Origin of the sequence: Glycomyces sp. TRM65418 (genome assembly GCF_019710475.1) — a bacterium.
Lineage (GTDB): Bacteria > Actinomycetota > Actinomycetes > Mycobacteriales > Micromonosporaceae > Glycomyces.
This window is the reverse complement of sequence record NZ_JAJFAX010000005.1, coordinates 214,268-236,855: the sequence shown is the minus strand read 5'-3', so window position 1 is coordinate 236,855 and position 22,588 is coordinate 214,268. Positions and strand designations below refer to the sequence as shown.

Annotated in this window: 22 protein-coding genes; 13 read left to right on the top strand and 9 right to left on the bottom strand. The window is 71.8% G+C overall.

What is annotated here, in order from left to right:
* Positions 1-58: 58 nt before the first annotated feature.
* Together K3N28_RS13395 and K3N28_RS13390 are read left to right on the top strand one after the other, a co-directional pair.
* A complete protein-coding gene (locus K3N28_RS13395) occupies positions 59-850 on the top strand; it encodes a SigB/SigF/SigG family RNA polymerase sigma factor (protein ID WP_228093039.1) in 792 nt (263 codons plus the stop codon).
* Between the two features lie 83 nt (positions 851-933).
* Positions 934-1,920 carry a sensor histidine kinase gene (locus K3N28_RS13390; protein ID WP_228093038.1) on the top strand — a complete coding sequence of 329 codons (987 nt, stop codon included), beginning with the start codon at positions 934-936 and terminating at the stop codon, positions 1,918-1,920.
* 251 nt (positions 1,921-2,171) lie between these two features.
* Here K3N28_RS13390 and K3N28_RS13385 read toward each other — a convergent pair whose 3' ends face one another.
* Positions 2,172-2,540 (bottom strand): MerR family transcriptional regulator, encoded by a 369-nt coding sequence (locus tag K3N28_RS13385; protein ID WP_228093037.1) that lies wholly within the window; start codon positions 2,538-2,540, stop codon positions 2,172-2,174.
* 122 nt (positions 2,541-2,662) lie between these two features.
* Between K3N28_RS13385 and K3N28_RS13380 the strand changes: the two genes are divergently transcribed.
* Entirely contained in the window at positions 2,663-3,373 is a 711-nt protein-coding gene (locus K3N28_RS13380; protein WP_228093036.1) for an SDR family oxidoreductase, read from the top strand.
* 24 nt (positions 3,374-3,397) lie between these two features.
* Here the strand turns inward: K3N28_RS13380 and K3N28_RS13375 are convergent, their stop codons facing one another.
* The 5 genes from K3N28_RS13375 to K3N28_RS13355 form a co-directional block, all read right to left on the bottom strand.
* Entirely contained in the window at positions 3,398-4,138 is a 741-nt protein-coding gene (locus K3N28_RS13375; RefSeq protein WP_228093035.1) for an SDR family NAD(P)-dependent oxidoreductase, read from the bottom strand.
* Positions 4,138-5,412, bottom strand: coding sequence for an enolase C-terminal domain-like protein (locus tag K3N28_RS13370; protein WP_228093034.1), 1,275 nt, complete (start codon positions 5,410-5,412; stop codon positions 4,138-4,140). The genes K3N28_RS13375 and K3N28_RS13370 overlap by 1 nt, the downstream gene beginning before the upstream one ends.
* 70 nt (positions 5,413-5,482) lie before the next feature.
* A complete protein-coding gene (locus tag K3N28_RS13365) occupies positions 5,483-6,313 on the bottom strand; it encodes a fumarylacetoacetate hydrolase family protein (protein WP_228093033.1) in 831 nt (276 codons plus the stop codon).
* Complete coding sequence (locus tag K3N28_RS13360) at positions 6,310-7,161, bottom strand: amidohydrolase (protein ID WP_228093032.1); 852 nt, start codon at positions 7,159-7,161, stop codon at positions 6,310-6,312. Before K3N28_RS13360 ends, K3N28_RS13365 begins: the two co-directional genes overlap by 4 nt.
* The gene (locus tag K3N28_RS13355; RefSeq protein ID WP_228093031.1) at positions 7,158-8,147 is read right to left on the bottom strand and encodes an aldo/keto reductase; all 990 of its coding nucleotides are present in this window, start codon (positions 8,145-8,147) and stop codon (positions 7,158-7,160) included. The genes K3N28_RS13360 and K3N28_RS13355 overlap by 4 nt, the downstream gene beginning before the upstream one ends.
* An 82-nt stretch (positions 8,148-8,229) precedes the next feature.
* On the opposite strand from K3N28_RS13355, the gene K3N28_RS13350 reads away from it, so the two are divergent.
* From K3N28_RS13350 to K3N28_RS13335, 4 genes are all read left to right on the top strand, one after another.
* The gene (locus tag K3N28_RS13350) at positions 8,230-9,102 is read left to right on the top strand and encodes a GntR family transcriptional regulator (protein WP_228093030.1); all 873 of its coding nucleotides are present in this window, start codon (positions 8,230-8,232) and stop codon (positions 9,100-9,102) included.
* A 325-nt stretch (positions 9,103-9,427) separates the two neighbouring features.
* Positions 9,428-10,192 carry a (Fe-S)-binding protein gene (locus K3N28_RS13345; protein WP_374209762.1) on the top strand — a complete coding sequence of 255 codons (765 nt, stop codon included), beginning with the start codon at positions 9,428-9,430 and terminating at the stop codon, positions 10,190-10,192.
* Positions 10,189-11,631 carry a lactate utilization protein B gene (locus K3N28_RS13340; RefSeq protein WP_228093028.1) on the top strand — a complete coding sequence of 481 codons (1,443 nt, stop codon included), beginning with the start codon at positions 10,189-10,191 and terminating at the stop codon, positions 11,629-11,631. The genes K3N28_RS13345 and K3N28_RS13340 overlap by 4 nt, the downstream gene beginning before the upstream one ends.
* A 73-nt stretch (positions 11,632-11,704) precedes the next feature.
* A complete protein-coding gene (locus K3N28_RS13335; RefSeq protein WP_228093027.1) occupies positions 11,705-12,298 on the top strand; it encodes an LUD domain-containing protein in 594 nt (197 codons plus the stop codon).
* A gap of 153 nt (positions 12,299-12,451) precedes the next feature.
* On the opposite strand, the gene K3N28_RS13330 is transcribed toward K3N28_RS13335, so the two are convergent.
* The gene (locus K3N28_RS13330) at positions 12,452-13,645 is read right to left on the bottom strand and encodes an erythromycin esterase family protein (protein WP_228093026.1); all 1,194 of its coding nucleotides are present in this window, start codon (positions 13,643-13,645) and stop codon (positions 12,452-12,454) included.
* Positions 13,646-13,830: 185 nt separating this feature from the next.
* Positions 13,831-14,544 carry a glycosyltransferase family 2 protein gene (locus K3N28_RS13325; protein ID WP_228093025.1) on the bottom strand — a complete coding sequence of 238 codons (714 nt, stop codon included), beginning with the start codon at positions 14,542-14,544 and terminating at the stop codon, positions 13,831-13,833.
* A gap of 97 nt (positions 14,545-14,641) precedes the next feature.
* Here K3N28_RS13325 and K3N28_RS13320 point away from each other — a divergent pair, with 97 nt between their 5' ends.
* The 6 genes from K3N28_RS13320 to K3N28_RS13295 all read left to right on the top strand — a co-directional run bounded on the left by K3N28_RS13320 (position 14,642) and on the right by K3N28_RS13295 (position 21,505).
* Entirely contained in the window at positions 14,642-16,786 is a 2,145-nt protein-coding gene (locus K3N28_RS13320) for a hypothetical protein (RefSeq protein ID WP_228093024.1), read from the top strand.
* A 188-nt stretch (positions 16,787-16,974) separates the two neighbouring features.
* Positions 16,975-17,622, top strand: coding sequence for a dihydrofolate reductase family protein (locus tag K3N28_RS13315; RefSeq protein ID WP_228093023.1), 648 nt, complete (start codon positions 16,975-16,977; stop codon positions 17,620-17,622).
* Positions 17,623-17,842: 220 nt separating this feature from the next.
* On the top strand, positions 17,843-18,418 hold the full coding sequence (gene dcd, locus K3N28_RS13310) for a dCTP deaminase (RefSeq protein ID WP_228093022.1): 576 nt from the start codon (positions 17,843-17,845) through the stop codon (positions 18,416-18,418).
* 98 nt (positions 18,419-18,516) lie between these two features.
* On the top strand, positions 18,517-19,410 hold the full coding sequence (locus tag K3N28_RS13305; protein WP_228093021.1) for a hypothetical protein: 894 nt from the start codon (positions 18,517-18,519) through the stop codon (positions 19,408-19,410).
* A gap of 227 nt (positions 19,411-19,637) precedes the next feature.
* The gene (locus tag K3N28_RS13300; protein ID WP_228093020.1) at positions 19,638-20,228 is read left to right on the top strand and encodes a TetR/AcrR family transcriptional regulator; all 591 of its coding nucleotides are present in this window, start codon (positions 19,638-19,640) and stop codon (positions 20,226-20,228) included.
* Positions 20,229-20,590: 362 nt separating this feature from the next.
* On the top strand, positions 20,591-21,505 hold the full coding sequence (locus K3N28_RS13295; protein WP_228093019.1) for a hydroxymethylglutaryl-CoA lyase: 915 nt from the start codon (positions 20,591-20,593) through the stop codon (positions 21,503-21,505).
* A 384-nt stretch (positions 21,506-21,889) separates the two neighbouring features.
* On the opposite strand, the gene K3N28_RS13290 is transcribed toward K3N28_RS13295, so the two are convergent.
* Positions 21,890-22,495 carry a hypothetical protein gene (locus K3N28_RS13290; protein WP_228093018.1) on the bottom strand — a complete coding sequence of 202 codons (606 nt, stop codon included), beginning with the start codon at positions 22,493-22,495 and terminating at the stop codon, positions 21,890-21,892.
* Positions 22,496-22,588 lie beyond the last annotated feature (93 nt).

The following is a 22,588-nucleotide window of genomic DNA, read 5'->3' as shown; positions in this document are numbered from 1 at the left end:
CCCGAGCCGGTGATGCCGCCGGCGGTCAGCAGTCAATCCGGCAGGACGGTAGTCCATCATGGACAAGCAAGCACTGACCCGCTCGAATTCCGACGAGTACGGCCATCTCGCGCCGCTCTTCGAAGAGCTCCAGAGACTCGACTCCGACGACCCGCGACGCACCCGGCTCCGGGATCGACTGGTCACCGGATACCTGCCGCTGGCCCAGCACATCGCCCAGCGGTACTCAGGCAAGGGCATCGCCAAGGACGACCTGATCCAAGTCGCCTCGATCGGAGTCATCCACGCGGTCGACCGGTTCGACCCCGGTCGGGGCGCCGACTTCCTGTCCTTCGCCGTCCCCACGGTCATGGGAGAGGTCCGCCGCCACTTTCGCGACACCAGTTGGCCGATGCGCGTCCCCCGCCGGCTCCAAGAGCTGCGGGCGTCGATCAATCAGGCCGATGCCGAACTGTCCCAGCACCTCGACAGGCCCGCCACCGGCGCCGAGGTCGCCGACCACCTCGGCATCACCGAGAGCGAAGTGCACGAGGGCTATAAGGCCGCCCGGGCATACCGAGCGGTGTCGCTCGACGAGTCGCCGTTCTCGGACGACGAGCGGACGCCCCTGGCCGAGACTCTCGGAGCAGAAGACGTCGCCCTCGAACTGGTCGACGACCACGAATCACTGATGCCGCTCCTGCAAGAGCTCCCTGAGCGCGAGCGCACGATCCTCGGGCTGCGCTACTTCGGCGACATGTCCCAAACCCGGATAGCCCAGGAGGTCGGCCTCTCGCAGATGCACGTCTCCAGACTGCTCAACCGCACACTCACCGAGCTTCGGGAGGGCCTGAACAGCGCCGCCTCCTGAACACCGTGCCGCAGTAGGCGCGCGACCACCGGCGGTCGCGCGACCGGCGGCGCGGCCACGATCATGATCCAAGGAGCCGCGCCATGACCGGAGCACACCTTCCCGAGACGGAGGCCTTGTTCGAACACCCCGCGCTGTTCTACTCCGGCCTCGACGCCTACCTGGAAGGCACCATCCCGTACATCGACGCGGGCCTCGACGCCGGCGAGCCGGTCGCGGTCGCCGTGCCCACACTCAACCTGGCATCCGTGCGGGACGCGCTCGGCACCTGCGCCGAACAGGTCCTGCTGATCGACATGGCCGAGGCCGGCGCCAATCCGGGGCGGATCATCCCCGGTGTGGTGCATGCTTTCGCCGAAGCCCACCTCGAGCATCGGGTGCGGCTCATCACCGAGTCGACCTGGCCCGGCCGCACCGGGACCGAATACCCCGCCTGCGCCCAGCACGAAGCACTGGTCAACCTGGCGTTCACCGACCACGCCGCCACCATTCTGTGCCCCTACGACACCGCAGGACTCGACCGGCACATGATCGCCGACGCCCGTGCCACGCACCCGGTGCTCATCGACCGCACCGGGTGCCACCCCAGCGACCAATACGACCCCGACCGCGTCTTCGCCGACCACAACCAGCAGCTCCCGACCCCGCCCTGGACGGCGATCGAACGCGCCGCCGACCAGGCCACCCTCGACAACGCCCGCTGGTTCCTCACCTCGTACGGCAGGAAGGCCGGCCTCTCAGACACCAAGCTCATCGACCTTGAAATCGCCGTCACCGAACTGCTCACCAACAGCATCGAGCACGGCGGCGGCATCGGCACGCTCCGCATCTGGACCGACGACCGGCACCTGATCTGCGATGTCAGCGACGCCGGGCATCTCACCGATCCGCTCGCCGGACGCCGCCCGGCTCATGGCGGTGAACGCCACGGCCGCGGACTGCTCCTGGCCAACCACATCGTCGACCTCGTGCGCACCCACACCTGCGACACCGGCACCACCGTGCGGATCCACCTCCGCCTGCCCACCTCGCCCCACCAAAGCTCGCCCGGCGGGTGGCCGGCGACGTGACGCGGCCTGCGCGCGGCGTGCTGGCGGAGGACAGACCCATGTCGAGGCGCTCCGGCAGGGCCGGTTCCGGCAGGTGCTGCTCGACGGCGGTGGGAACCCGATGAACCATGGATTCCGATGGTGCGGGATCTGAGCGGACCCGTGGCGGACAGCGGCCTGCGGGTCGAAGCGGTCGTTCTCGAACAAGGCCACCGCCCCGGCGGCCGTTCGCCTCCGCCCGCGTCGAAGCCGCTTCGAAGGCCCGGCGGTCGTCAGGCTCTCGGCCCGTCGCCGTCCGCGGCGTCGGGAGCGGAGGCGGCCACCATGGAGTCGAGGCGGTCCCTGGTGGCGGTCAGGCGCGTGACCAGCTCGTCGATGCGGTCGCGTTCGGCCGTCATGATCGCCACGTCCTCGGCGGTGGCCTTCCCGTCCTTGTCGCACTTGCGCAGTTTCACGATCGCGCGGCTCGGCAGTCCCGCCGCGAGCAGCTGCCGGATCCACTGCACCTGTTCCACCGCCTCCGGCCCGTACCGCCGCTGCCCGCTCGCGCTCCGCTCGGACTCGAGCAGCCCCTGCTCCTCGTAGTACCGCAGCGCCCGCACACTGGCGCCCGTGGCCGCGGCCAGCTCGCCGATTCGCATCCGCGCCCCTTCCTCCCACCGCTATGGGCTGCAACACATCGCTTGCCTCTGACGCTGACGTCAGGTTTTAGCGTAGATCGCGAACCCACCGTTCGACACCACGCAGGCAACTTGGAGTCCACATGCAGATCCACGGCTCGACCGCCCTCGTCACCGGCGCCAACCGCGGCATCGGCCGCCACTTCGCGCAGCAGCTCCTCGAACGCGGCGCGACCAAGGTCTACGCCGCGGCCCGCAACCCCGAGAGCGTCGACCTCCCCGGCGTCGAAGCCCTCCGGCTCGACATCACCGACCCCGCCTCGGTCGCGGCCGCCGCCGCGACCGCATCGGACGTCACCGTCCTCGTCAACAACGCGGGGATCTCGACCCTCGCCAACCTCGTCAACGGGGACGAGGCGCTGATCCGGCAGGACATGGAGACCAACTACTTCGGCACGCTCAACATGGTCCGCGCCTTTGCTCCGGTCCTCGCCGCGGGCGGCGGGGGAGCGATCCTGAACATCCTGTCCGGCGCGGCATGGCGCTCGCCCGGGATGCTCGCGGACTCGTACGCCGCATCGAAGGCCGCCTCCTGGAGCCTCACCAACGGCGTCCGGCTCGAACTGGCCGCGCAGGGCACGCAGGTGAGCGGCCTGTTCGTCGGCATGGTCGACACCGACATGACCGCCGGGTTCGACGTCCCGAAGGCCGACCCGGCCGCGGTCGCCCGAGCCGGTCTCGACGGCATCGAATCCGGTTCGCTGGAAGTGCTCGCCGACCAGGCCACGGTCGACCTCAAAGCCGCCATGAGCGCCGACCCGGCCCTGCTGTACCCCGAACTCGCCGGGGAGTAGTCCGGATCGGGGTCTCGGCGGCTCCTAGCGGACCAGGCGCAGGCCCGACATGCCGCCGTCGACCGCGAGGCTCGTGCCGGTGATCGCCTTGTTGGCCGGGTCGGCCAGGTAGACGATCGCCGCCGCGACCTCCTCGGCGCTCACCAGGCGGCCGGTCGGCTGGCGGGCTTCGAGCCGGGCGCGCTCGGCCTCGGGGTCCTCGGCCTGGTCGAGCAGGCGCTGGACCCACGGGGTGTCGGCGGTGCCGGGGGCGACGCAGTTGACGCGGATGCCTTCGGCCACATGGTCGGCGGCCATCGCCATGGTCAGCGAGTGGACCGCGCCCTTCGAGGCCGAGTACAGGGCCCGCTTGACCAGGCCGGCGGTCGCGGCGATCGAGGAGGTGTTCACGATCGCCGGAGCGGACGACTCGCGCAGGTGCGGCAGGCAGGCGCGTGCGAGGCGGACCATGCCGAGCAGGTTCACGTCGAGGACGCGGAACCACTGCTTGTCGGAGTTCTCCTCCACGCTGCCGACCGCGCCGATCCCGGCGTTGTTGACCACGATGTCGATGCCGCCGAAGTGCTCCTTGGTCGCGGCCACGGCCAGGCGGACCTGGTTGTCGTCGGCGACGTCGCACCGGTGCGACCAGTGCGTCTCGCTCGCGTTGAGGTCGAGCACGGCGACGTTCGCGCCGCGCGCGGCGAAGGCGTCGGCCGCGGCCGCCCCGATCCCGGAGGCGCCCCCGGAGATCACGACGGTGAGACCGTGGAAGGCGTCGCTCATCAGCTTTCGCTCCATTCAGGACCGTTAGGATAGGAGTAGCGGATCAGGCTCTCGCGCTTCATCTCCGCCGAGAAACCCGGTTCGACGGGCGCCTTGTAGCGCCCGTGCTCGATGACCGTGGGGGCGGTGAAGTGCTCGTGCAGGTGGTCGACGTACTCGATGACGCGGTCCTCCATGGAGGCGCTCACCGAGGTGTAGTCGAACATGGACAGATGGCAGACCAGTTCGCACAGGCCCACCCCGCCCGCGTGCGGGCAGACCGGCACGCCGAACTTCGCCGCCAGCAGGAGGATCGCGAGGTTCTCGTTGACCCCGGCGACGCGGGCGGCGTCCATCTGGAGGAAGTCGATCGAGCCGGCCTGCAGGAGCTGCTTGAACATGACCCGGTTGTGCACGTGCTCCCCGGTGGCGACCTTGACGGGCGCCAGGCGCTCGCGGATGGCGGCGTGGCCGAGCACGTCGTCCGGGCTGGTCGGCTCCTCGATCCACCACGGGTCGAACTCGGCGAGCGCCTTCGTCCACGCCACGGCCTGGTCGACGTCCCAGCGCTGGTTCGCGTCGATCGCGATGCGGACGTCCGGCCCGACGGCCGCGCGGGCGGCGGCGAAGCGGCGGCGGTCGTCCTCCAGGTCCGCGCCGACCTTCAGTTTGATCTGGGTGTAGCCCTCGGCGACGGCCTCGCGGGCGAGGCGCACGACCTTCTCGTCCGAGTAGCCGAGCCAGCCGGGCGAGGTGGTGTAGGCCGGGTAGCCGTCGCGCTCGATCTCGGCGACGCGCTCGGCCTTGCCGTCCTCCGCTTTGCGCAGGATGGCCAGGGCCTCTTCGGGAGTGAGGGCATCGCTGAGGTAGCGCCAGTCGACGCACTCGACGATCTGCTCGGGGGTGAGGGCGCTGAGGTACTTCCACAGCGGCAGCCCGGCGCGGCGGGCGGCGAGGTCCCAGGCGGCGTTCACGAGGGCGGCGGCCGCGAGGTGCATGACGCCCTTCTCCGGTCCGAGCCAGCGGATCTGGGAGTCGTGGGTGAGCCGCTTGTAGAGGGCGGCGAGGTCTGCCGGGCCCTCCACATCGGTCCCTACGACGTACTCGCCGAGCGTCTCGATCGCCGCGCAGCAGAGGTCGTTGCCGCGGCCGATGGTGAAGGTGAACCCGTGGCCCTCGTGCCCGCTGTCGGTGTGGAGCACGACGTAGGCGGCCGAGTAGTCGGGGTCGGGGTTCATCGCGTCGGAGCCGTCGAGGCTGCGCGAGGTGGGGAATCGGACGTCGAGGACGTCCACTGCCGTGATAGTCAGCGTGCACTCCGGTTCGGGAAGCGGCGGGCGAGGCGGGCCGGTCGGGTGCGGGGCGTCATGCCTGCACCGTCGGATTCGCGGTCGAGCCGAGCCCGTCGATGCCGACCTCGACGACGTCCCCGGCCTTGAGGTACGGGAAGCGCCCGGAGAGCGCGACGCCCTCGGGGGTGCCCGTGAGCAGCAGGTCGCCCGGGTCGAAGGCCATGAACTGGGACATGTGGTGGATGATGCGGGCGACCGAGAAGATCATGTCGCCGGTGTTCGAGTCCTGGCGGCCCTCGCCGTTCACCTTGGACCACAGACGCAGGTCCTGGACGTCCGCGACCTCGTCGGGCGTCACGAGCCAGGGGCCGAGCGGCGTGAAGGTCGGGCAGGCCTTGCCCTTGGAGAACTGGCCGCCGGAGCGCTCGATCTGGAACTCGCGCTCGGACAGGTCGTTGGCGACGACGAACCCGGCGATGCAGTCGAGCGCCGCCTCCTCGGATTCCAGATAGGACGCTCGCTTGGCGAAGACCACGCCGAGCTCGACCTCCCAGTCGGTCTTCGTGGACCGCCGCGGGATCTCGACGTCGTCGTTCGGGCCGACGATCGTGTTGGGATGCTTGTAGAACACCACCGGCTCGGCGGGCGGTTCGGCGCCGGACTCGGCGCAGTGGGCGGCGTAGTTGAGTCCGATGCAGACGATCGCGCCGGGCTTGGCGATCGGCGGGGCGATGCGCTGCCCGGCGATGTCGATCTCGGGGAAGCCCGCGGTGGTGGTGACGCCGCCGCGGCCCAGGAACTCGCCGTCGATGTCGCCGATGGGACCGGAGAGGTCGTAGTACTTGCCGCCGGCGAGCGCGACGGGGGTCTCGTAGCCGGGGCGGCCGATGCGCAGGTACTTCATGAGTCTCCCAATTGATAGGTGCGGGCGGCGGTGCCGCCGAAGACATCCGCGTCGACGCGGCCGAGGACCTCCGTGAGGGCCTCCTTGACGCGGGTGTAAGTGGCGGCCAGTTCGCAGACGGGCCAGTCGGATCCGAACATGAGGCGGTCGGGTCCGAACAGTTCGAGGGCATCCTGCACGAACGGGCGCAGGTCGGCGGGGGTCCAGCGCTGCCAGTCGGCCTCGGTGACGAGGCCGGAGAGTTTGGCCGTGACATTGGGGCGCTTGGCGAGCGGCGTCACGGCCTCGCGCCAGGCGCGCAGGCCGGCCTGGCCGTCGCGGATCGAGGGCTTGCCGAGGTGGTCGAGCACGAACCGGAGCTCGGGCACGGCCGCGGCGGCCTTGGCGGCGGCCGGGAGCTGGTCGACGCGCACGACGAGGTCGAACGTCGGCACGGTCGCGGCGACGGTCTTCAGGGCGGCGATGACGTCCGCCCTGGCGAGGAAGTCGGGTTCGGGCCGGGCCTGGACCTGGTCGCGGAGGCCGACGAGGAACCGGACCCGCGGGTGGTTCGCGTACCGGGCCAGGGTGTGGCCGAGGTGCGGGGAGAGGAGGTCGATGTGGCCGACGACCCCGGCGATCTCGTCGACGGCCCCGGCGAGGTGCAGGAACTCCACGGTCTCGGACGGGTGGCCCCAGTCGGCCTCGACCAGGACGGTGCGGTCGACGCCGGCGGCCTTCAGGTTGGCGCGCAGGTCCTCGACGCCGTAGTCGCGGCGGATGGGGGCGAATTCGGGTCGGCTCGCGAGCCAGGCGTAGTCGGCGGTCCAGAGATGGTGGTGCGCGTCGATGACAACGGGTGCGTTCATGACGGTACGGGTGCCTCTTCTGCGAGGAGCCCGGCTCGCTTGAGGTCGTGCCACAGCGCGCCGGGGATCGGGTGGGCGTACATCGCGAGGGCGTCCTCGACCTCGGCCGGGGTGCGCGCGCCGACGAGGATCGACGCGACGGCGGGGTGGGCGGCGGGGAACTGGAGCGCGGCGGCGCGCAGCGGCACGTCGTGCCGGTCGCAGATCGCGGCCATGGCCTGGGCCCGGGCGAGCAGGCGCTGGTCGGCCGCCGCGTAGTTGAAGCGGGCTCCGGGCCTGGGGTCGGCGAGGATCCCGGAGTTGAAGACGCCCGCGGCGATGACGGAGACGCCGCGCGAGAGGCAGAGGGGGTAGAGCCGCTCCAGGGCGGACTGGTCGAGGAGGGTGTAGCGCCCGGCGATGAGGGCGACGTCGAAATGGGCGCGCGAGACCAGGTCGGCGGCGGCTTCGGTGGAGTTCATGCCGATGCCGATCGCGCCGATGCGTCCGGCGGCCTTGAGCTCGGTGAGGGCCCGGTGCGTGCCGGCGAGGGCTTCGGCCCGGTGGTCGTCGGCGTCGTGGATGAGGCCGACCTCGACGCGGTCGGTCCCGAGCCGTTCGAGGCTGCCGAGGTGGGCGTCGAAGGCGGCGCGGTAGGAGAAGTCGAAGGCGGCGGCCTTGCCGTTGGGCTCGCCCCAGATATCCCAGGGGCCTTCGTGGTCGACCAGGACGCGGCCCATCTTGGTGGACAGGGTGAACGCCTCGCGCGGGCGTTCGGCGAGCGCGCCGCCGAGCCGCTGCTCGGAGAGCCCGGCGCCGTACTGGGGCGCGGTGTCGAAGTGCCGCACGCCCCCGTTCCAGGCGGCGTCGACCGTGGCGGCGGCGACGGCCGGGTCCACGGGCGTGTAGAGCCCGGCGAGCGGCGCGCACCCGAGCCCGACGGCGGTCACGGGGACGGCGGTGTCGCCGAGCGTGCGCGTGGGAAGCGGAGGTCGAGCTGCGGCCATTGGGTGCTCCAATGCGGGCATATGGGAAGTCGGCTCGGCGGACAGCCTCGCTGTCGCGACACTATCCTATAGGATTGCGGGCATGACTGCGACATCACCGAGCACGGGGAAGCGCACGCTCGCGGACGAGGCGTATACGGAGCTGAAGTCCCGGATCATGCGCTCCGAGCTCGCCCCGGGCGCGAAGCTGAGCATCGACGGGCTCGCCAAGGAGCTCGCGTTCTCGCACACGCCGATCCGGGAATCGTTGGCGCGCTTGGAGTCCGAGGGGCTGCTGGCGAGGCGTCCGCTGAGCGGCTACACCGTGGAGCCGCTGCTGTCGGAGCGCGAGTTCGCGGACCTCTTCGAGATCCGGATGCTGCTGGAGCCGCTGGCGGCGCGAAGGGCGGCGGAGCGGGCGGTGCTGCCGGCGGCGGGAGGCGGCGAGTCGGCGAGGGTCGCCGAATCGGCGCCGGGACGCGCCAAGGCGAGGGGCGGTGCCGCGTTGCGGAGGTCCGCGGGGAGGACCGGTCCTGATGCGGCTCTCGGCGGCGGCTCGAATGAAGCCCGCCTGCTGCTCGGCGTCGACGGATTCGGGGACGAGGCCGCCGCGCTCCTCGACCGGGCCCGCACGCCGCCGCCCGAGGCGGACAAGCTCGACTTCACCGAGGCGGACGCCCGGTTCCACAACGCCGTCGCCGAGCTGAGCGGCAGCGTCCAGCTGGCGAAGGCGATCCGCCGCCTGGACGCCCACCTGCACCTCCACCGCGCGTACATCGAGCCCGAGTCGATCGGCGAGACCGAGGTGGAGCACCTGGAGGTCGCGGAGGCTATCATTGCGAAGAAACCGCTTGCCGCCGAGGAGGCGATGCGTCGCCACCTCGAACGCTCGCGGACGCGTCACAGGAGGGCCTTCGAGGCGGCCGCCAGTGCGGAGCCCGCCCCGAAGCCGAAGCGAGCCAAGGCGTCACGATGACCGAAGCGAACGACCGTCGTCGGCGTGCGACCGCTGCCCTCCGCGAGCGTGCAGCGCCGATCGCGTTCCGCGCGACCGGATCGGGCCCGTCCCGCGAGGGGCTCGTCTCCGAACCGGCTGCTTCGAACGACCGTCGTCGGCGTGCGACCGCTGCGGTCGGCGAGCGTGCAGCGCCGATCGCGTTCCACGCGACCGGTGCGGGCTCGTCGCGCGAGGGGCGCGCCCCCGGACCCGCCGCGCGCTCCGCGCAGGCGGCGCGGTCCGCTGACCGCCCCGGCCTCCGGCCGCACCGCGCCAAGCGGCCCCGCGGCGCTGGGCGGCCGTCATGTCGCCGCATGAAACGCCTGACCCGAGAAGAGGTGCCGCCGCTGTGCCGCGCGTAGGACTGTTCATCACCTGCGTCAACGACGCCCTCTACCCCGAGACGCCCAAAGCCGTCGTCCGGATCCTCGAACGACTCGGGTACGACGTCGAGTTCCCCGCCGCCCAGACCTGCTGCGGCCAGATGCACGCCAACTCCGGCTACAAGAACGACGCGGCGGCGCTCGCCCGCTCCTTCGAGGCCGTCTTCGGCGACTACGACGCCGTCGTCACCCCCTCCGGCTCCTGCGCCGCCATGGCCCGCGACCAGTACCCGCACCTCACCGGCGGCGACATCGGACGGCGCGTCCACGAACTCTCCGAGTTCCTCCTCGACGTCGCCGGCGTCGAAGACGTCGGCGCGCGCTTCCCGCACACCGTCACCTACCACCCGACCTGCCACGGCACCCGCGCCCTCGGCCTGGGCGACAAGCCCCTGCGGCTCCTGCGCGCCGTCGACGGGATCGAACTCGTCGACCTCCCCGCCGCCGACCAGTGCTGCGGCTTCGGCGGCACCTTCGCCCTGAAGAACACCGAGGTCTCCTCCGCGATGCTCGCCGACAAATGCCGCCACGCCGCGGCCACCGGCGCCGAATACCTCGCCGCCGCCGACAACTCCTGCCTCACCCACATCGGCGGCGGCATCTCCCGCCTGAACCGGGACGTCCCCGCCGCCACCGCCCGCCCGCGGCCCGTCCACTACGCCGAGATCCTCGCGAGCACCGCATGAGCACCGACGCCGAAACGCCCCGCGCGCCGATCGTCCCGGCCGCCTCCCTCCTCCCCGCCGACGCGCCGTTCCCCAAGGCCGCCAAGGTCGCCCTCGGCATGCCGCAGCTCCGCGCCAACCTCGCCCACGCCACCGGCACCATCCGCGCCAAGCGCGCCCGGCTCGTCGACGAACTCGACGACTGGGAGCGGCTGCGCGACACCGCCGCCGCGATCAAGGCCGACGTCCAGCACCGCCTGCCCGAACTCGCCGTCGAGTTCGAACGCAACGCCACCGCCGCCGGCGCCACGGTCCACTGGGCCCGGGACGCCCGGGAGGCCAACGAGATCGCCGCCCGCCTCGTGCGCGAGGCGGGAACCGACGAGGTCGTCAAGGTCAAGTCCATGGCCACCCAGGAGATCGAGCTCAACGAGCACTTCGAAGCCGTGGGGCTCAAGGCCTTCGAGACCGACCTGGCCGAACTCATCGTCCAGCTCGCCGAGGACCGGCCCAGCCACATCCTCGTGCCCGCGATCCACTACAACCGCACCGAGATCCGCGACATCTTCGACCAGCGCATGAGCGACGCGCCGGCCGGCCTCACCGACGACCCGGCCGCGCTCGCCGAAGCGGCCCGGCTGCACCTGCGCCGCCGCTTCCTCTCCGCGAAGGCGGCCGTCTCGGGCGCGAACTTCGCGGTGGCCGAGACCGGCTCGCTCGTCGTCGTCGAGTCGGAGGGCAACGGCCGCATGTGCCTCACGATGCCCGAGACGCTCATCAGCGTCGTCGGCATCGAGAAGCTCCTGCCGCGCTTCGCGGACCTCGAGGTCTTCATGCAGCTGCTCCCGCGGTCCTCGACCGGCGAGCGGATGAACCCGTACACCTCGGTGTGGACCGGCTCGCGCGACGGCGACGGGCCGAAGGACGTCCACGTCATCCTGCTCGACAACGGCAGAACCGGCGTCCTCGCCGACGAGGTCGGACGCCAGGCGCTCTCGTGCATCCGCTGCTCGGCCTGCCTCAACGTCTGCCCGGTGTACGAGCGGACCGGCGGGCACGCGTACGGGCACGTGTACCCGGGCCCGATCGGCGCGATCCTCGCGCCGCAGCTCGAACCGGGGAGGCACGACGACCTGCCGTACGCCTCCAGCCTGTGCGGGGCCTGCTACGAGGTCTGCCCGGTCAAGATCGACATCCCCGAAGTGCTCGTCCACCTGCGGCAGCAGGGCCCGCACCACGCGGGCGAGCGGGCCGTTATGGGCGCGGCGAAAGCCGTGATGGCCCGGCCGCGCCTGTGGCGGACGGCGTTGCGCGCCGCGAGGTTCGGATCGATGCCTTGGCGCCGCAAGGGATTCATGCGGCGACTGCCTTGGCCGGGATCGAAGTGGACGGTGAGCAGGGACATGCCGACGCCGCCGAAGGAGGACTTCCGGGACTGGTGGAAGGAGCGGCGGCGGTGAGCGGGCGGCGAAGCGGCGGTCAGGCGAGCGCACGCGAGAATTCCTGTGGCGCAAGCGGAGAGTCGGTGATCGGATGAGCGCGCGCGAAGAGATCCTGGAGCGGATGCGGCGGGCCCTCGAAGGCGCCGGCGAGGCCCCTCCGGCGCCTCGCGAGTACCGCCGCGCGCTCGACCCGGAGGTCGACATCGTCGAGCTGCTCATCGACCGGCTCGTGGACTACAAGGCGAACGTGCACCACGGCCTTGATGCGATCCCCGAGGCACTCGGCGGCGCGAAGCGCGTCGTGGTCCCCGGGGACCTCCCGGAGGAGTGGCAGCTCGGCGGGGCCGACTTCGTTCCCGACGAGGCCTTGTCCACTGCGGACCTGGACGGCATGGACGCGGTGCTGACCGGCTGCGCCGCAGCGGTGGCGGTCTCGGGCACGATCATGCTCGACGCGGGCGCGGCCCAGGGCCGGAGGGCGATCACGCTGGTGCCGGACCACCATGTGGTGGTGGTCCGGCGCGACCGGATCGTGGGCCACCTGGCGGAGGCGCTGCCGATGCTCGACCCGACCGCTCCGCAGACCTGGATCTCCGGTCCGTCGGCGACGAGCGACATCGAACTCCAGCGGGTGGAAGGCGTCCACGGCCCCCGCCGCCTCGATGTCGTCATCGTCGGGCCCTGACCGAGCCGATCAGTTCCGCGAGCGGCGCCTGAGCGACAAGTGAGGCGGCGACGCCGAACCGCGCGCTCGGGGCGCGTCGGCGACGGCGTCGTTCCGCCGACGGTGCGGCCGTAGGCGAATCGCTCGCCCGCCGCCGTGCTCCGCGGCCCTTCCTCAGCCGGCCGACTCCAGCACCGTCGTCGGGGTGATCCGCGGGAGGTACGCGACCACGTCGAACCACTCCTGCAACGACTCCGCGACCACGTGGTGCTTCTCGTCCTCCGCGGGGTCGTAGACGCCCGGCACCACTCGCACCTTGCCGCCGCCCTCCAGCCACCTCGCGACCTCCTCCGGTGCCGGCGTGCGCAGGTCCAGGTAGTAGGACTCGCCGGTCCCCAGGGCGGTCTCGGCGTAGTCCGCCGGCGGGGCCGGAACCCGCACGCCGTCGTGGATCTCGCCCTCCCCGAAGCCGATCATCATCGACAGGTACCGGTCGCCCAGCCGCTCCCGCAGATGCCCGCCGGCCGTGGTGAACCGCTGGTCCGCGTCGATCGCGACCTGCATCGCATGCGAGTTCGCGGTGATGGCGATGCCGTCCCAGTAAGCGATCTTCGCGCCGGTCTCCCGGTGCCGCCGCAGGAGCGTGTCGGCGACCGTCCGCATCCACGCGGCGAAGTCCATGCCCGCGGCCACGCTCGACGAGTGGTGGTCCACGATGGCTTGCGCGTAACGCAGGACGTGCTCGCGTTCCTCGTCCTCGGGCAGGGCCGCCACCAGGTCGTAGGCGTCGCGGGCGTCCTCGGCGAACGGCCTCCCGGGGTGGGCGCCGCGGAAGCGCTGAATGTGCTCGTCGACCCGGTGGGCGCTGCGCGGCCCGGCGAGCAGCGCCTTGATCGCGTCGAGCCGCTGCGGGGCCGTGCGCCGCACGTAGTCGACGACCGCGTCGTAGTGGTACGGCTGCGCCCCGGCCGCGTCGGTCCCGAAGACCCGCACCGGGTCGTCCGGGTGCTCGCGGTTGTAGGAGCGGATCCATTCCAGGGCCGCGACGGTCTCCTCGGTGCGCCACGGCGGCCAGGCCTCCGCGAGCACCGCTTCGGGGTCCTCGCCGCCGCCGCGGACCAGGTCGTCGAGCCGTTCGCCGATGATCTCGCCGTCCTTGATCGCGAGCGCCCGGAACCCGAGCTCGTCGACCATGACCTGGAACATCCGCAGCCGGAGGCGGTCGATCTCGTGGGCGGCGCGGGTGGTCTCGCCGATGCCGACGATCGCGGCGTCCCCGATGATCGCGGGCAGGGCGCTCAGATCGTCGAGAGGATGGGCGTTGGCCTTGATCCACTGCCGCACTTGCTCGTTCGTGGTGTCGTTCATGGCGTCTCCTCGGCGGGAGGCCGCCGGAGGCTCCGGCGGCCTGTCCTCGCCGAAGCTACGAGCGGAACGACTGGAGCGACATCCGTCAGGTGACCGGTCGCGGTACGGGGGGCCGGGGGTGCGGGGTCGCGGGCGCTCAGCGGCGGCGCGGCGCACGCGAGCAGGGGACCGCTCGCGGCGAGGGGTCAGCCGCGCTCGATGCCGGGGCGCCTGCTGCGGCGGACGCGTTCGCGGCCGAGGAGCCACAGGGCCTGGACGCCGTCGGTCCAGGTGATCTTCTTGCCCTCTTCGCGGCTGCGCGCCGTGTACGAGATCGGCACCTCGTACGGCCGGATGCCCTTTTTGAGGAGCTTCGCGGTCAGCTCGGCCTCCATGCCGAAACCGCCCGAGCGGATGTTCATGTCCAGGTACATGCTCCTCGGCAGGAGTTTGTAGCAGGTCTCCAGGTCCGAGATGTACGAGTTGAACAGGATGTTCGCCGCGAGGGTGATGCCCTTGTTGCCCATGACGTACCAGAACGAGTACGCCGAGTGCGAGCCGAACGAGCGCGACCCGTACACGACCTCGGCCTTGCCCTCCAGTACCGGGATGAGGAGCCTCGGCAGGTCGGCGGCGTCGTACTCGCCGTCGGCGTCGAAGACGACCACGTAGTCGCCGTGGGCGGCCTTCACCGCGGTGCGGATCGCCGCGCCCTTGCCCCGGTTGCGGTCGTGGCGGATCAGCCGCACACGCGCATTGTCCTCAAAGGTCTGGAGGGCTTCCCAGGACCGGTCGCGTGAGCCGTCGTCGACGGCCACGATCTCGGTCTCGCAGGGGAATTCCACTGCGAGCAGCTCTTTCAACGTCCCAGCGGCGAGGCGTTCCTCATTGAAGACCGGGACGAGAATCGACAACAGCATTGCTGCTCCGTCCCCGCGGATCGAACAAGATATTGCACAACCATAACGCGCTCATGCCAGTACGGCGTCGGCCGGACGGGTCGTGTTGAATGGAGCGGTGCTGCTCGTCCTGTGGCTCCTCGTCCAGCTTCCGGCGCTCGCCTACGCCCTCCGCCCCCGCGACGGCGCGGTGCTCGCGCCCGTCCGGCTGGCGGTGGTGCGGGCGGCGCTCGTGCTCGGCGCCTACGCCGTGGCCGTGGTCGAGGCGGCCACCCTGGCCACGGCCCTGACGAGGACCACCATCGCGGTCGCGTGGGCCGTCGCCACGGCGGCCGTCATCGCCGCGGTCCTGGTCCGCTGCGTGCGCGACCTCGCCCCGGAAGGCGGACGCCGCGGCCAGCCGCTCGACGCGCTCCGCGAGGAGCTGCGGTCCCGCCGCGGCGCCACCCGCCGCACGTGGCGGCGCACCAAGTCCGCCGCCGCGGCCGCGCCCGCCTGGCAGTGGGTCATCGCCTGCGTCGTCGCGATCCTGGCCGTCAGCGTCGCCGTGCTCGCGATCGGCTCGTCCCCCAACAACTTCGACTCCCAGACCTACCACCTCCCGCGCATCGAGCACTGGGTCCAGAACGCCGGCGCGGCCGTCTACCCCACGGCCATCCACCGCCAGGTCGACCTCGGCCCCGGGGCCGAGTACCTGCTCACGCACCTGCGGCTCGTCTCCGGCGGCGACGGCGCGTACCACCTCCTCCAGTACTTCGCGGGCGTCGGCGCGGCCCTCGCCGCCTCCCGGATCGCCGCGCAGCTCGGCGGCGGCCCCGTCGCCCAGCTCGCCACGGTCTTCCTCCTCGCCACCACCCCCGAGGTCCTGCTGCAGGCCTCCAGCACCCAGGTCGACCTCGTCGCGGCCGCCTGGGTCGCGTGCCTCGCCACGGTCGTCCTCGACGAGTTCACCCGGCCCGGGGACGCCGCGGGCGCGGGGACCGCGGTCCTCCGGGCCGCGGCCCCGCACTCCGACGCCCTCTACCTCGGCCTGGCCCTCGGGCTCATCGCCGTCACCAAGACCACCGGGCTGCTCGCGGCCGCGCCGCTCCTGCTCATCTGGGGCATTGGGCGGCTCGTCCGCGACGGACGCCGCCGCCGCCCGTGCCTGTGCGGACGCAGCCCGGGCCGCTGCTCGCGCGCCGACGGCTCCCGCGCGTGGCAGTCCCGCGCCGCGACCGTGGCGGCCTCGCTCGCGGTGCTCGCCCTCGCCCTGGTCCTCGTGGGGCCGTTCCTCTGGCGGATGCAGCAGACGTTCGGGCACCCGCTCGGGCCGGACATGCTGCGCGAGTCGATCGGCGTCCAGACCGCCGACCCGCGCCTGCTCCTCGTCAACGCGCTGCGCATCGCCCAGACCGGCCTCGACACGCCGCTGCCGTTCCTCTCCGACGCCTTCGCCGCCCTCGTGAACGGCCTCGCGAGCCTCATGGGCGTCGACGTCAACGACCCGCGGATCACCTTCGGCTCCACCGAGTTCCCGGTCCCCGCCTGGTATCCGGACGAGGACCGGGCGGCCTTCCCGCTCACCGGTCTCGCCACGCTCGCGGGTGTGATCTGGTTCGCCGTCAAGGGCCCGGGGCTGCGCCGCGCCTACGCGGCCGCGCTGGTGTTCGCGTTCATCGGCGTCGCCTGCACGGTGTCCTGGCAGCCGTGGGTGAACCGGCTCGTCATGTTCCTCGTCGTCCTCGGCGCTCCCGCGGCCGGCCTCCTGGCCGCGAGCCTGGTCAGAAGCGTCGCGCGCAGCCTCGCCGAGCGACGGCGACGCCGCGTCGCGATCGCGTTCGTCACCGCCGTGGCCGTCGTCGCCTCGCTCGCCGGGGTCCTCACGGTCGCCTACGGCTTCCCGCGGCGGCTGGCCGGGACCTGGTCGGTCTTCACCCTCACCGACCTTGAAGAGCGCTTCGTGCGCCGGCTCGAATGGCTGCCGCAGTACGAGGAGGCCGCCGCCGCGGTCGCCGCCCGCGAGCCCGAGCGGATCGGCGTCGTGCAGGGCAACGACTCGTGGGAGTACCCGTGGTGGGTGCTGTTCCGGGACGAGGTCGAGGACGGCATGGCGATCGTCGCGCTGCAGTCGGTCGTCCCCGGCGAGGAACCGGCCGACCCGGCCTCGGTCGACGCGATCGTCTGCGCCGAGGACCTCGACGAATGCCGCGGCCTCACACCGGAGGGCTGGGAATTCCACGACCTCGGCACCGTCGCGTACGCGCTGCCGCCGCAAGCCTGACGCCGCTGCCGCGGGGCCGCGGCCGGACCGCGCCGGCGCTCGCCCGTCCTTGCTCCGGTCCCCGACACTTTGCCGTTGCGCTCAGTCAATTGTTGCGCCATACTTAGCCTCATGGCAAAGTATTCGATCCCGCGCTACGGCGTCCTCCCCGACCACCGCACCGCCCCCGCCCGGCGGGAGTCGATCCGATGAAGATCGCCCTCACCCAGTTCCTCACGCTCGACGGCGTCAGCCAAGGACCCGGCTCGCCGACCGAGGACACGAGCGACGGCTTCACCCGGGGCGGCTGGCTCGTGCCGTACCTGGACGCGCTGTTCGTCCGCCGCACCTCGGCATGGCTCGATGAGGCCGACGGGCTCCTGCTCGGCCGCCGCACCTATGAGGCGTTCGCCCGCGACTGGCCGCAGATCACCGACCCCGACGACCCCTACACCGAGCGGATGAACGCACTCCCCAAGTACGTCGTGACCAACACCCTCGATGAGGGAGGCTGGCGCCCGACGACCGTGCTCCGCGGCGACCCGGTCGAATCCGTCGGGGCGCTGAAGTCCCGGCCGGGGCGGGAACTCCAGATCCACGGCAGCGCCCGGCTCGGGAACGCCCTGCTGGCGGCCGGCCTGGTCGACACGCTCCGACTCGTCGTCGCCCCGACCGTCGCCGGTTCCGGCCGGCGGCTGCTGGACCACCCGGGCAGTCCGACCGGCCTGCGGCTCGTCGACTGCGAAACGACCCTCAATGGCCTGCTCCTCGTCCAATACGAGCGGACCGGCGACGCTCCGCTCGGGGCCTACCAGGGCGTCGCCGACCTGGCCCGGCGCGACCGAACCGGCGAGTGACGACCGAGGCGGCCCGTCCGCGATCGCCGCCGGCGGCGATCGCGGACGGGCCGCCTCGCCCGACACCGCACCCGGCGACCGACCGTGCCGCCGTCCCGGCGCGCCTCGGCGAGACGCCCCGGCACGGCGCCGCGGCCCGCCCTCCCGGCCCGCCGTGAGCGGCGCCCGAACCCTCGGGACCGCGCGACCTGGCCCGCCGCACTGCCACTAGCCTGGTCGCATGCTGCTTAGCGACCGCGACATCCTCGACGCCGTCAAGAACGACCGTCTCGGCATCCAGCCGTTCGAAGCGGAACTCGTGCAGCCCTCGAGCATCGACGTCCGGCTCGACCGTCGCTTCCGGGTCTTCAACAACCAGAAGTACACCCACATCGACCCGGCCAAGCAGCAGGACGACCTCACCTCTCCGGTCGAAGTCCGCGACGACGAATCCTTCGTCCTCCACCCCGGCGAGTTCGTCCTCGCCTCCACCCTCGAGGTCATCTCGCTCCCGGCCGACCTCGCCGCCCGCCTCGAAGGCAAGTCGAGCCTCGGCCGCCTCGGTCTGCTCACCCACTCCACCGCCGGGTTCATCGACCCGGGCTTCTCCGGGCACGTGACCCTGGAGCTCTCCAACGTCGCCAACCTGCCGATCACCCTCTGGCCCGGGATGAAGATCGGCCAGCTGTGCGTGTTCCAACTGACCGGCCCCGCCGAGAACCCGTACGGCGCGGGCGCGAACTTCTCCCGCTACCAGGACCAGCGCGGCCCCACGCCGTCGAAGTCGTGGATGCACTGGCGGACTTGGCCCACCTAGGCCCGTTCGTCCCGAATCGACGGTTCCGCCTACAGCAATGCCGGCCTTTATCGCGCGAAACACCTGAATACGGTCATTATCCGGCCTACGTTACGGGTATGAACATCTCGCAGAGCTTCCAGAACATGTTGGACAGCGTCGTCGCGTTCCTGCCTCGTGCGCTGGCGTTCCTCGCGATCCTCGTCATCGGCTGGATCGTCAGCAAAGTGGTCGGCAAACTCGTCGGCAAGCTGCTCCACAAAGTCGGTCTCGACAAAGTCGGTGAGAAGTCCGGCCTTCGCCGCTACACCGGCAAATTCGAATTGAGCGATCTGCTCGGCAAACTCGTCTACTTCGCACTGCTGCTGTTCACCCTGCAGCTCGCGTTCGGGGCGTTCGGGAACAATCCCGTGTCGGACCTGCTCAACCAGCTCGTGGCATGGCTGCCGCAGCTGTTCGTCGCGCTCGTCATCGTCGTGGTGGCCTTCGCGATCGCCAACGCCGTGCACAGCATCATCAGCGGCACGCTCTCCGGTACGAACTACGGCAACATCGTCGCCCGCATCAGCCAGGTCGCGATCATCTTCTTCGGTGCGGTCGCCGCGCTCGGCCAGGTCGGCATCGCCACCACGGTGACCACGCCGATCCTGTGGACCGTGCTCGCGATGATCGCGGGCACCGTGATCGTCGGCGTCGGCGGCGGCCTCATCGGGCCCATGCGCCAGCGCTGGGAGAAGATGCTCGCCACCGCCGAGGGCGAGGCGAGCAAGATGAAGGAGTCCAACGGCAGCCAGGGCGACCCGACCTCGTCGATGTCGCAGACCTACCGGTCCGGCCGGTACGGGACCGAGACCAACGCGCAGGCGCCGTCCGGGACCGTCGGCGAGGAGGCCGGCACCAGGAGCGGGACGACCTACGGCGCCACCGGCGGCACGGGTGCCGGCACGACGGGCGGACCGAGCGCCGGAGGCCGCATCGAGACCGAGCGTCCGATGCCCCCGAACGAGCCCTAGCGACCGCTCCGGGAGGCGATGCGTCGAGCCTCCCGTGGTGGTGACGACGTGCGGCGCCGTCGGCCAGGCGGCGTCGCCGCAGCACAAGCGCTGCTCGACAGTCGGCCGCATCCCGTTCGCGGGGTGCGGCCGACGCGCGTCCCGCCCCCGGAGCTGACCGCCCGGGGAAAGTGGGCTTTTGCTCCGTGCTCGTGCGAGTACGCCCGAGTAACCTCATCGAGGTGGAGATGAATGCAGTCGACAGCAGGAGCGGCTCCAAGCGACGCCGCGAGATCCTCGACGTCGCGGTCAAACTGCTCGCCAAGCACGGGTATCACGGGGTGTCGATGGACGACATCGGCGCGGCCGCCTCCATCACCGGGCCGGCGCTGTATCACCACTTCAAGGGCGGCAAGGAGCAGATGCTCGCCGACGCGCTGATTCCGGTGTCGGAGCGGCTGCTGGCGGGCGGGCGGCATTGGGCGTCGGTGCATTCGGACGATCCGCAGGCGGCGGTGGAGGCGCTGGTCGACTTCCACCTGGAGGTCGTGATCGACTCGCCGGAGATCGTCATTCTGCATTTGCACGAGCTCGACCGGCTGCCGGAGGAGCCGCGGCGGCAGGTGCGGAAGCTGCAGCGCGTGTACGTGGAGGAATGGGTGGGGGTGCTGTGCCGGCTGCGGCCGGGCCTGCTGCCGGAACAGGCGCGCGTGCTCGCGCACGGCGCGTTCGGCCTGATGAACTCGACGCCGTACCTGTCGTTGGGCGAAGAGGTCAGCGCCGATGAGACCGCGGCCCTGCTGCGCGCGGCGGCCCTGCGGGCGCTCGACCCGGGCTAGGCCGGAGGCCGGCTCCCCGAGCCCTCGATCCGGGCCGGTTCCGACCCGGCTACCCCGTTCGGGTGACAAGGCGGCCGGGGAGGCCGGTTCTTGTCGCACCCCCGAGGAACGCTGGGCACTACGGTCCCCCGGGTGGGTGGGGGTTGGGGACGGCAGACAGCCTTACCGGTAGTAGTGCCTATTCCGGCCAGGTCGCCTCACCGCCTGCTCGACGTCGGACCCCTGAGGCGCCATCGAAGCCGGGGCGCTCGCTACGCCCGATTTGTCAGGACGCTCCAAGACACGCCCGTCCCGGGATGCGGGACGACGGGTTAGCATGGTCGGGTGGGCCGCAACGGATCCCGGCCCCGGGGAGGCGGAGCATGTACCAGCCGGATCGGGTCTCACTGCGCGAGGTCGCCCCTCGCGACGGACTCCAGAACGAACCGCCCGTGCCCACCGCCGACAAGATCCGGCTCATCGACGCCCTCGGGCGCACCGGCCTCTCCCGCATCGAAGCCGTGAGCTTCGTGAGCCCCAAGGCCGTCCCGCAGATGGCCGACGCCGCCGAAGTCTGGGCGGCGGTCGAGAAGCACTCCGGGATCCGCTACAGCGCGCTCGCCCCCAACCGCCGCGGCGTCCAGCGCGCCCTCGAGGCCGGGTTCAGCGCCGTCGAAGTGGTCGTCTCGGCCTCCGAGAGCCACAACCGCGCCAACGTCGGCCGCAGCGTCGCCGACTCGCTCGCCGAGCTGCCCGACATCTGCGCCCTCGCCCGCGAGAACCTCGCGTCGGTCGAGGTCATCATCGCCACGAGCTTCGGCTGCCCCTTCGAAGGCGACGTCGCGCCCGCGCAGGTCGCCCGCATCGTCGAGGCCGCCCAGGAGGCCGGGGCCGGCCGGGTCGCGTTCGGCGACACCACCGGCATGGGCACGCCCCGCCGCGTCACCGAACTGCTCGACGCCGTCGCCACCGACCTGCCGATGCTCATGCACTTCCACGACACCCGCGGCACCGCCCTCGCGAACCTCCTCACCGCGCTCGACCGGGGCGTCACCGAGTTCGACGCCAGCGTCGGCGGGCTCGGCGGCTGCCCGTTCGCCCCGGGCGCCTCCGGGAACGTCGCGACCGAGGAGGTCGTCCACATGCTCCACGACATGGGCGTGGAGACCGGCGTGGACCTCGACGCGCTCATCCGCACCGCCGGCCTCGCCCAGGAGATCGTCGGCCGCCCCCTCGAATCCGGGGTCCTCCGCGCCGGGCCGAGGACCGAGCTCGCGCCGAAACCCGAACCGGTCTGAAGCGGCTGCCGGCGCCGTTCCCGAGGGCCGCGCGCCGACGCACGCCGAGACCGGGGCCTCGTGTTCGGGGGAATCCCTGGCGCGCAACGCATCACCGCGTACCTCAGCGGGGCGTCCGCGCGCGACCGCGCCTCGTGGCCGGGCCCTGCGTTTCGCGGGAACGCCCCGCCGCGCCGGCCGAAACGTCGCGCGCACAGCGAAGGCCCCAGGGTCTCGAACCTCCCGGGGCCTTCCTCCGGACACCGACACAGGACGGTCGGCGCCCGCGCACCGGGTAAAACCTCCGAATACCCGGACGACTCATAATGACATTCGAACCCGCCGCTCCCTTGGAACCCTGACGAAGCTCACGTCATATGCTGCAACGCTCGAACCGCCTCCCGGCTAGGCGTCGTCGGGCACGTGCTCGGCGAACTTCCACACCGCCAGCACCCCCGCCACCACCACGAGCCCGAACACGCCCCGCCAGCCGTACACCGGCAACGCGAACAGCGCGCCCACGCCCGCCGTGATCGCGGCCAGCAGCGCCGCCGCCGACAAGGCCGCCGAACCCGTGCCGTCGCCGATCTGCGCCGCCGCCATCACCCGCCCGGCCGTGGCGATCACCAGGCCCGCCGCCGCGCCGAACACCCCGGCCGCGCCCACGGCGAACCAGAAGCTCGGCGCGAACGCCAACGCGGCCGCGCCGAGCACCAACGCGCCCAACGCGATCGAACCCGTGTAGCGGGCCCGGGCCAGGGCGCCCGCGCGCCGCGAGCCGTTCACCGTCACGACCAAGCCGATCGCGAAGGCCCCCAGCGGCCACAGCCGCGTTCCGGTCGCGGCGCCGAAGCCCGCGGCGATGTCGTTCACGAGGAGCGCGGTCACGGCGGCGGACGCGAAGGCGACGGCCTGGGCGTACGTCGCCCACAGCGCCGGGGCCCAGCGCAGCGGGCGCCGCGAGGAGTCCCCGCCGCGTGCGGGCCTGTGGATCTCGGTCGATGCGGTCATGGGAACGACGCTAAGGCCGTTCCCGCGGGCGCGCCTCGGTCGCACGACCGGCCGCCGCGACTGGGTCCCGAACCCGGTCGGCCCGGTCGTTCG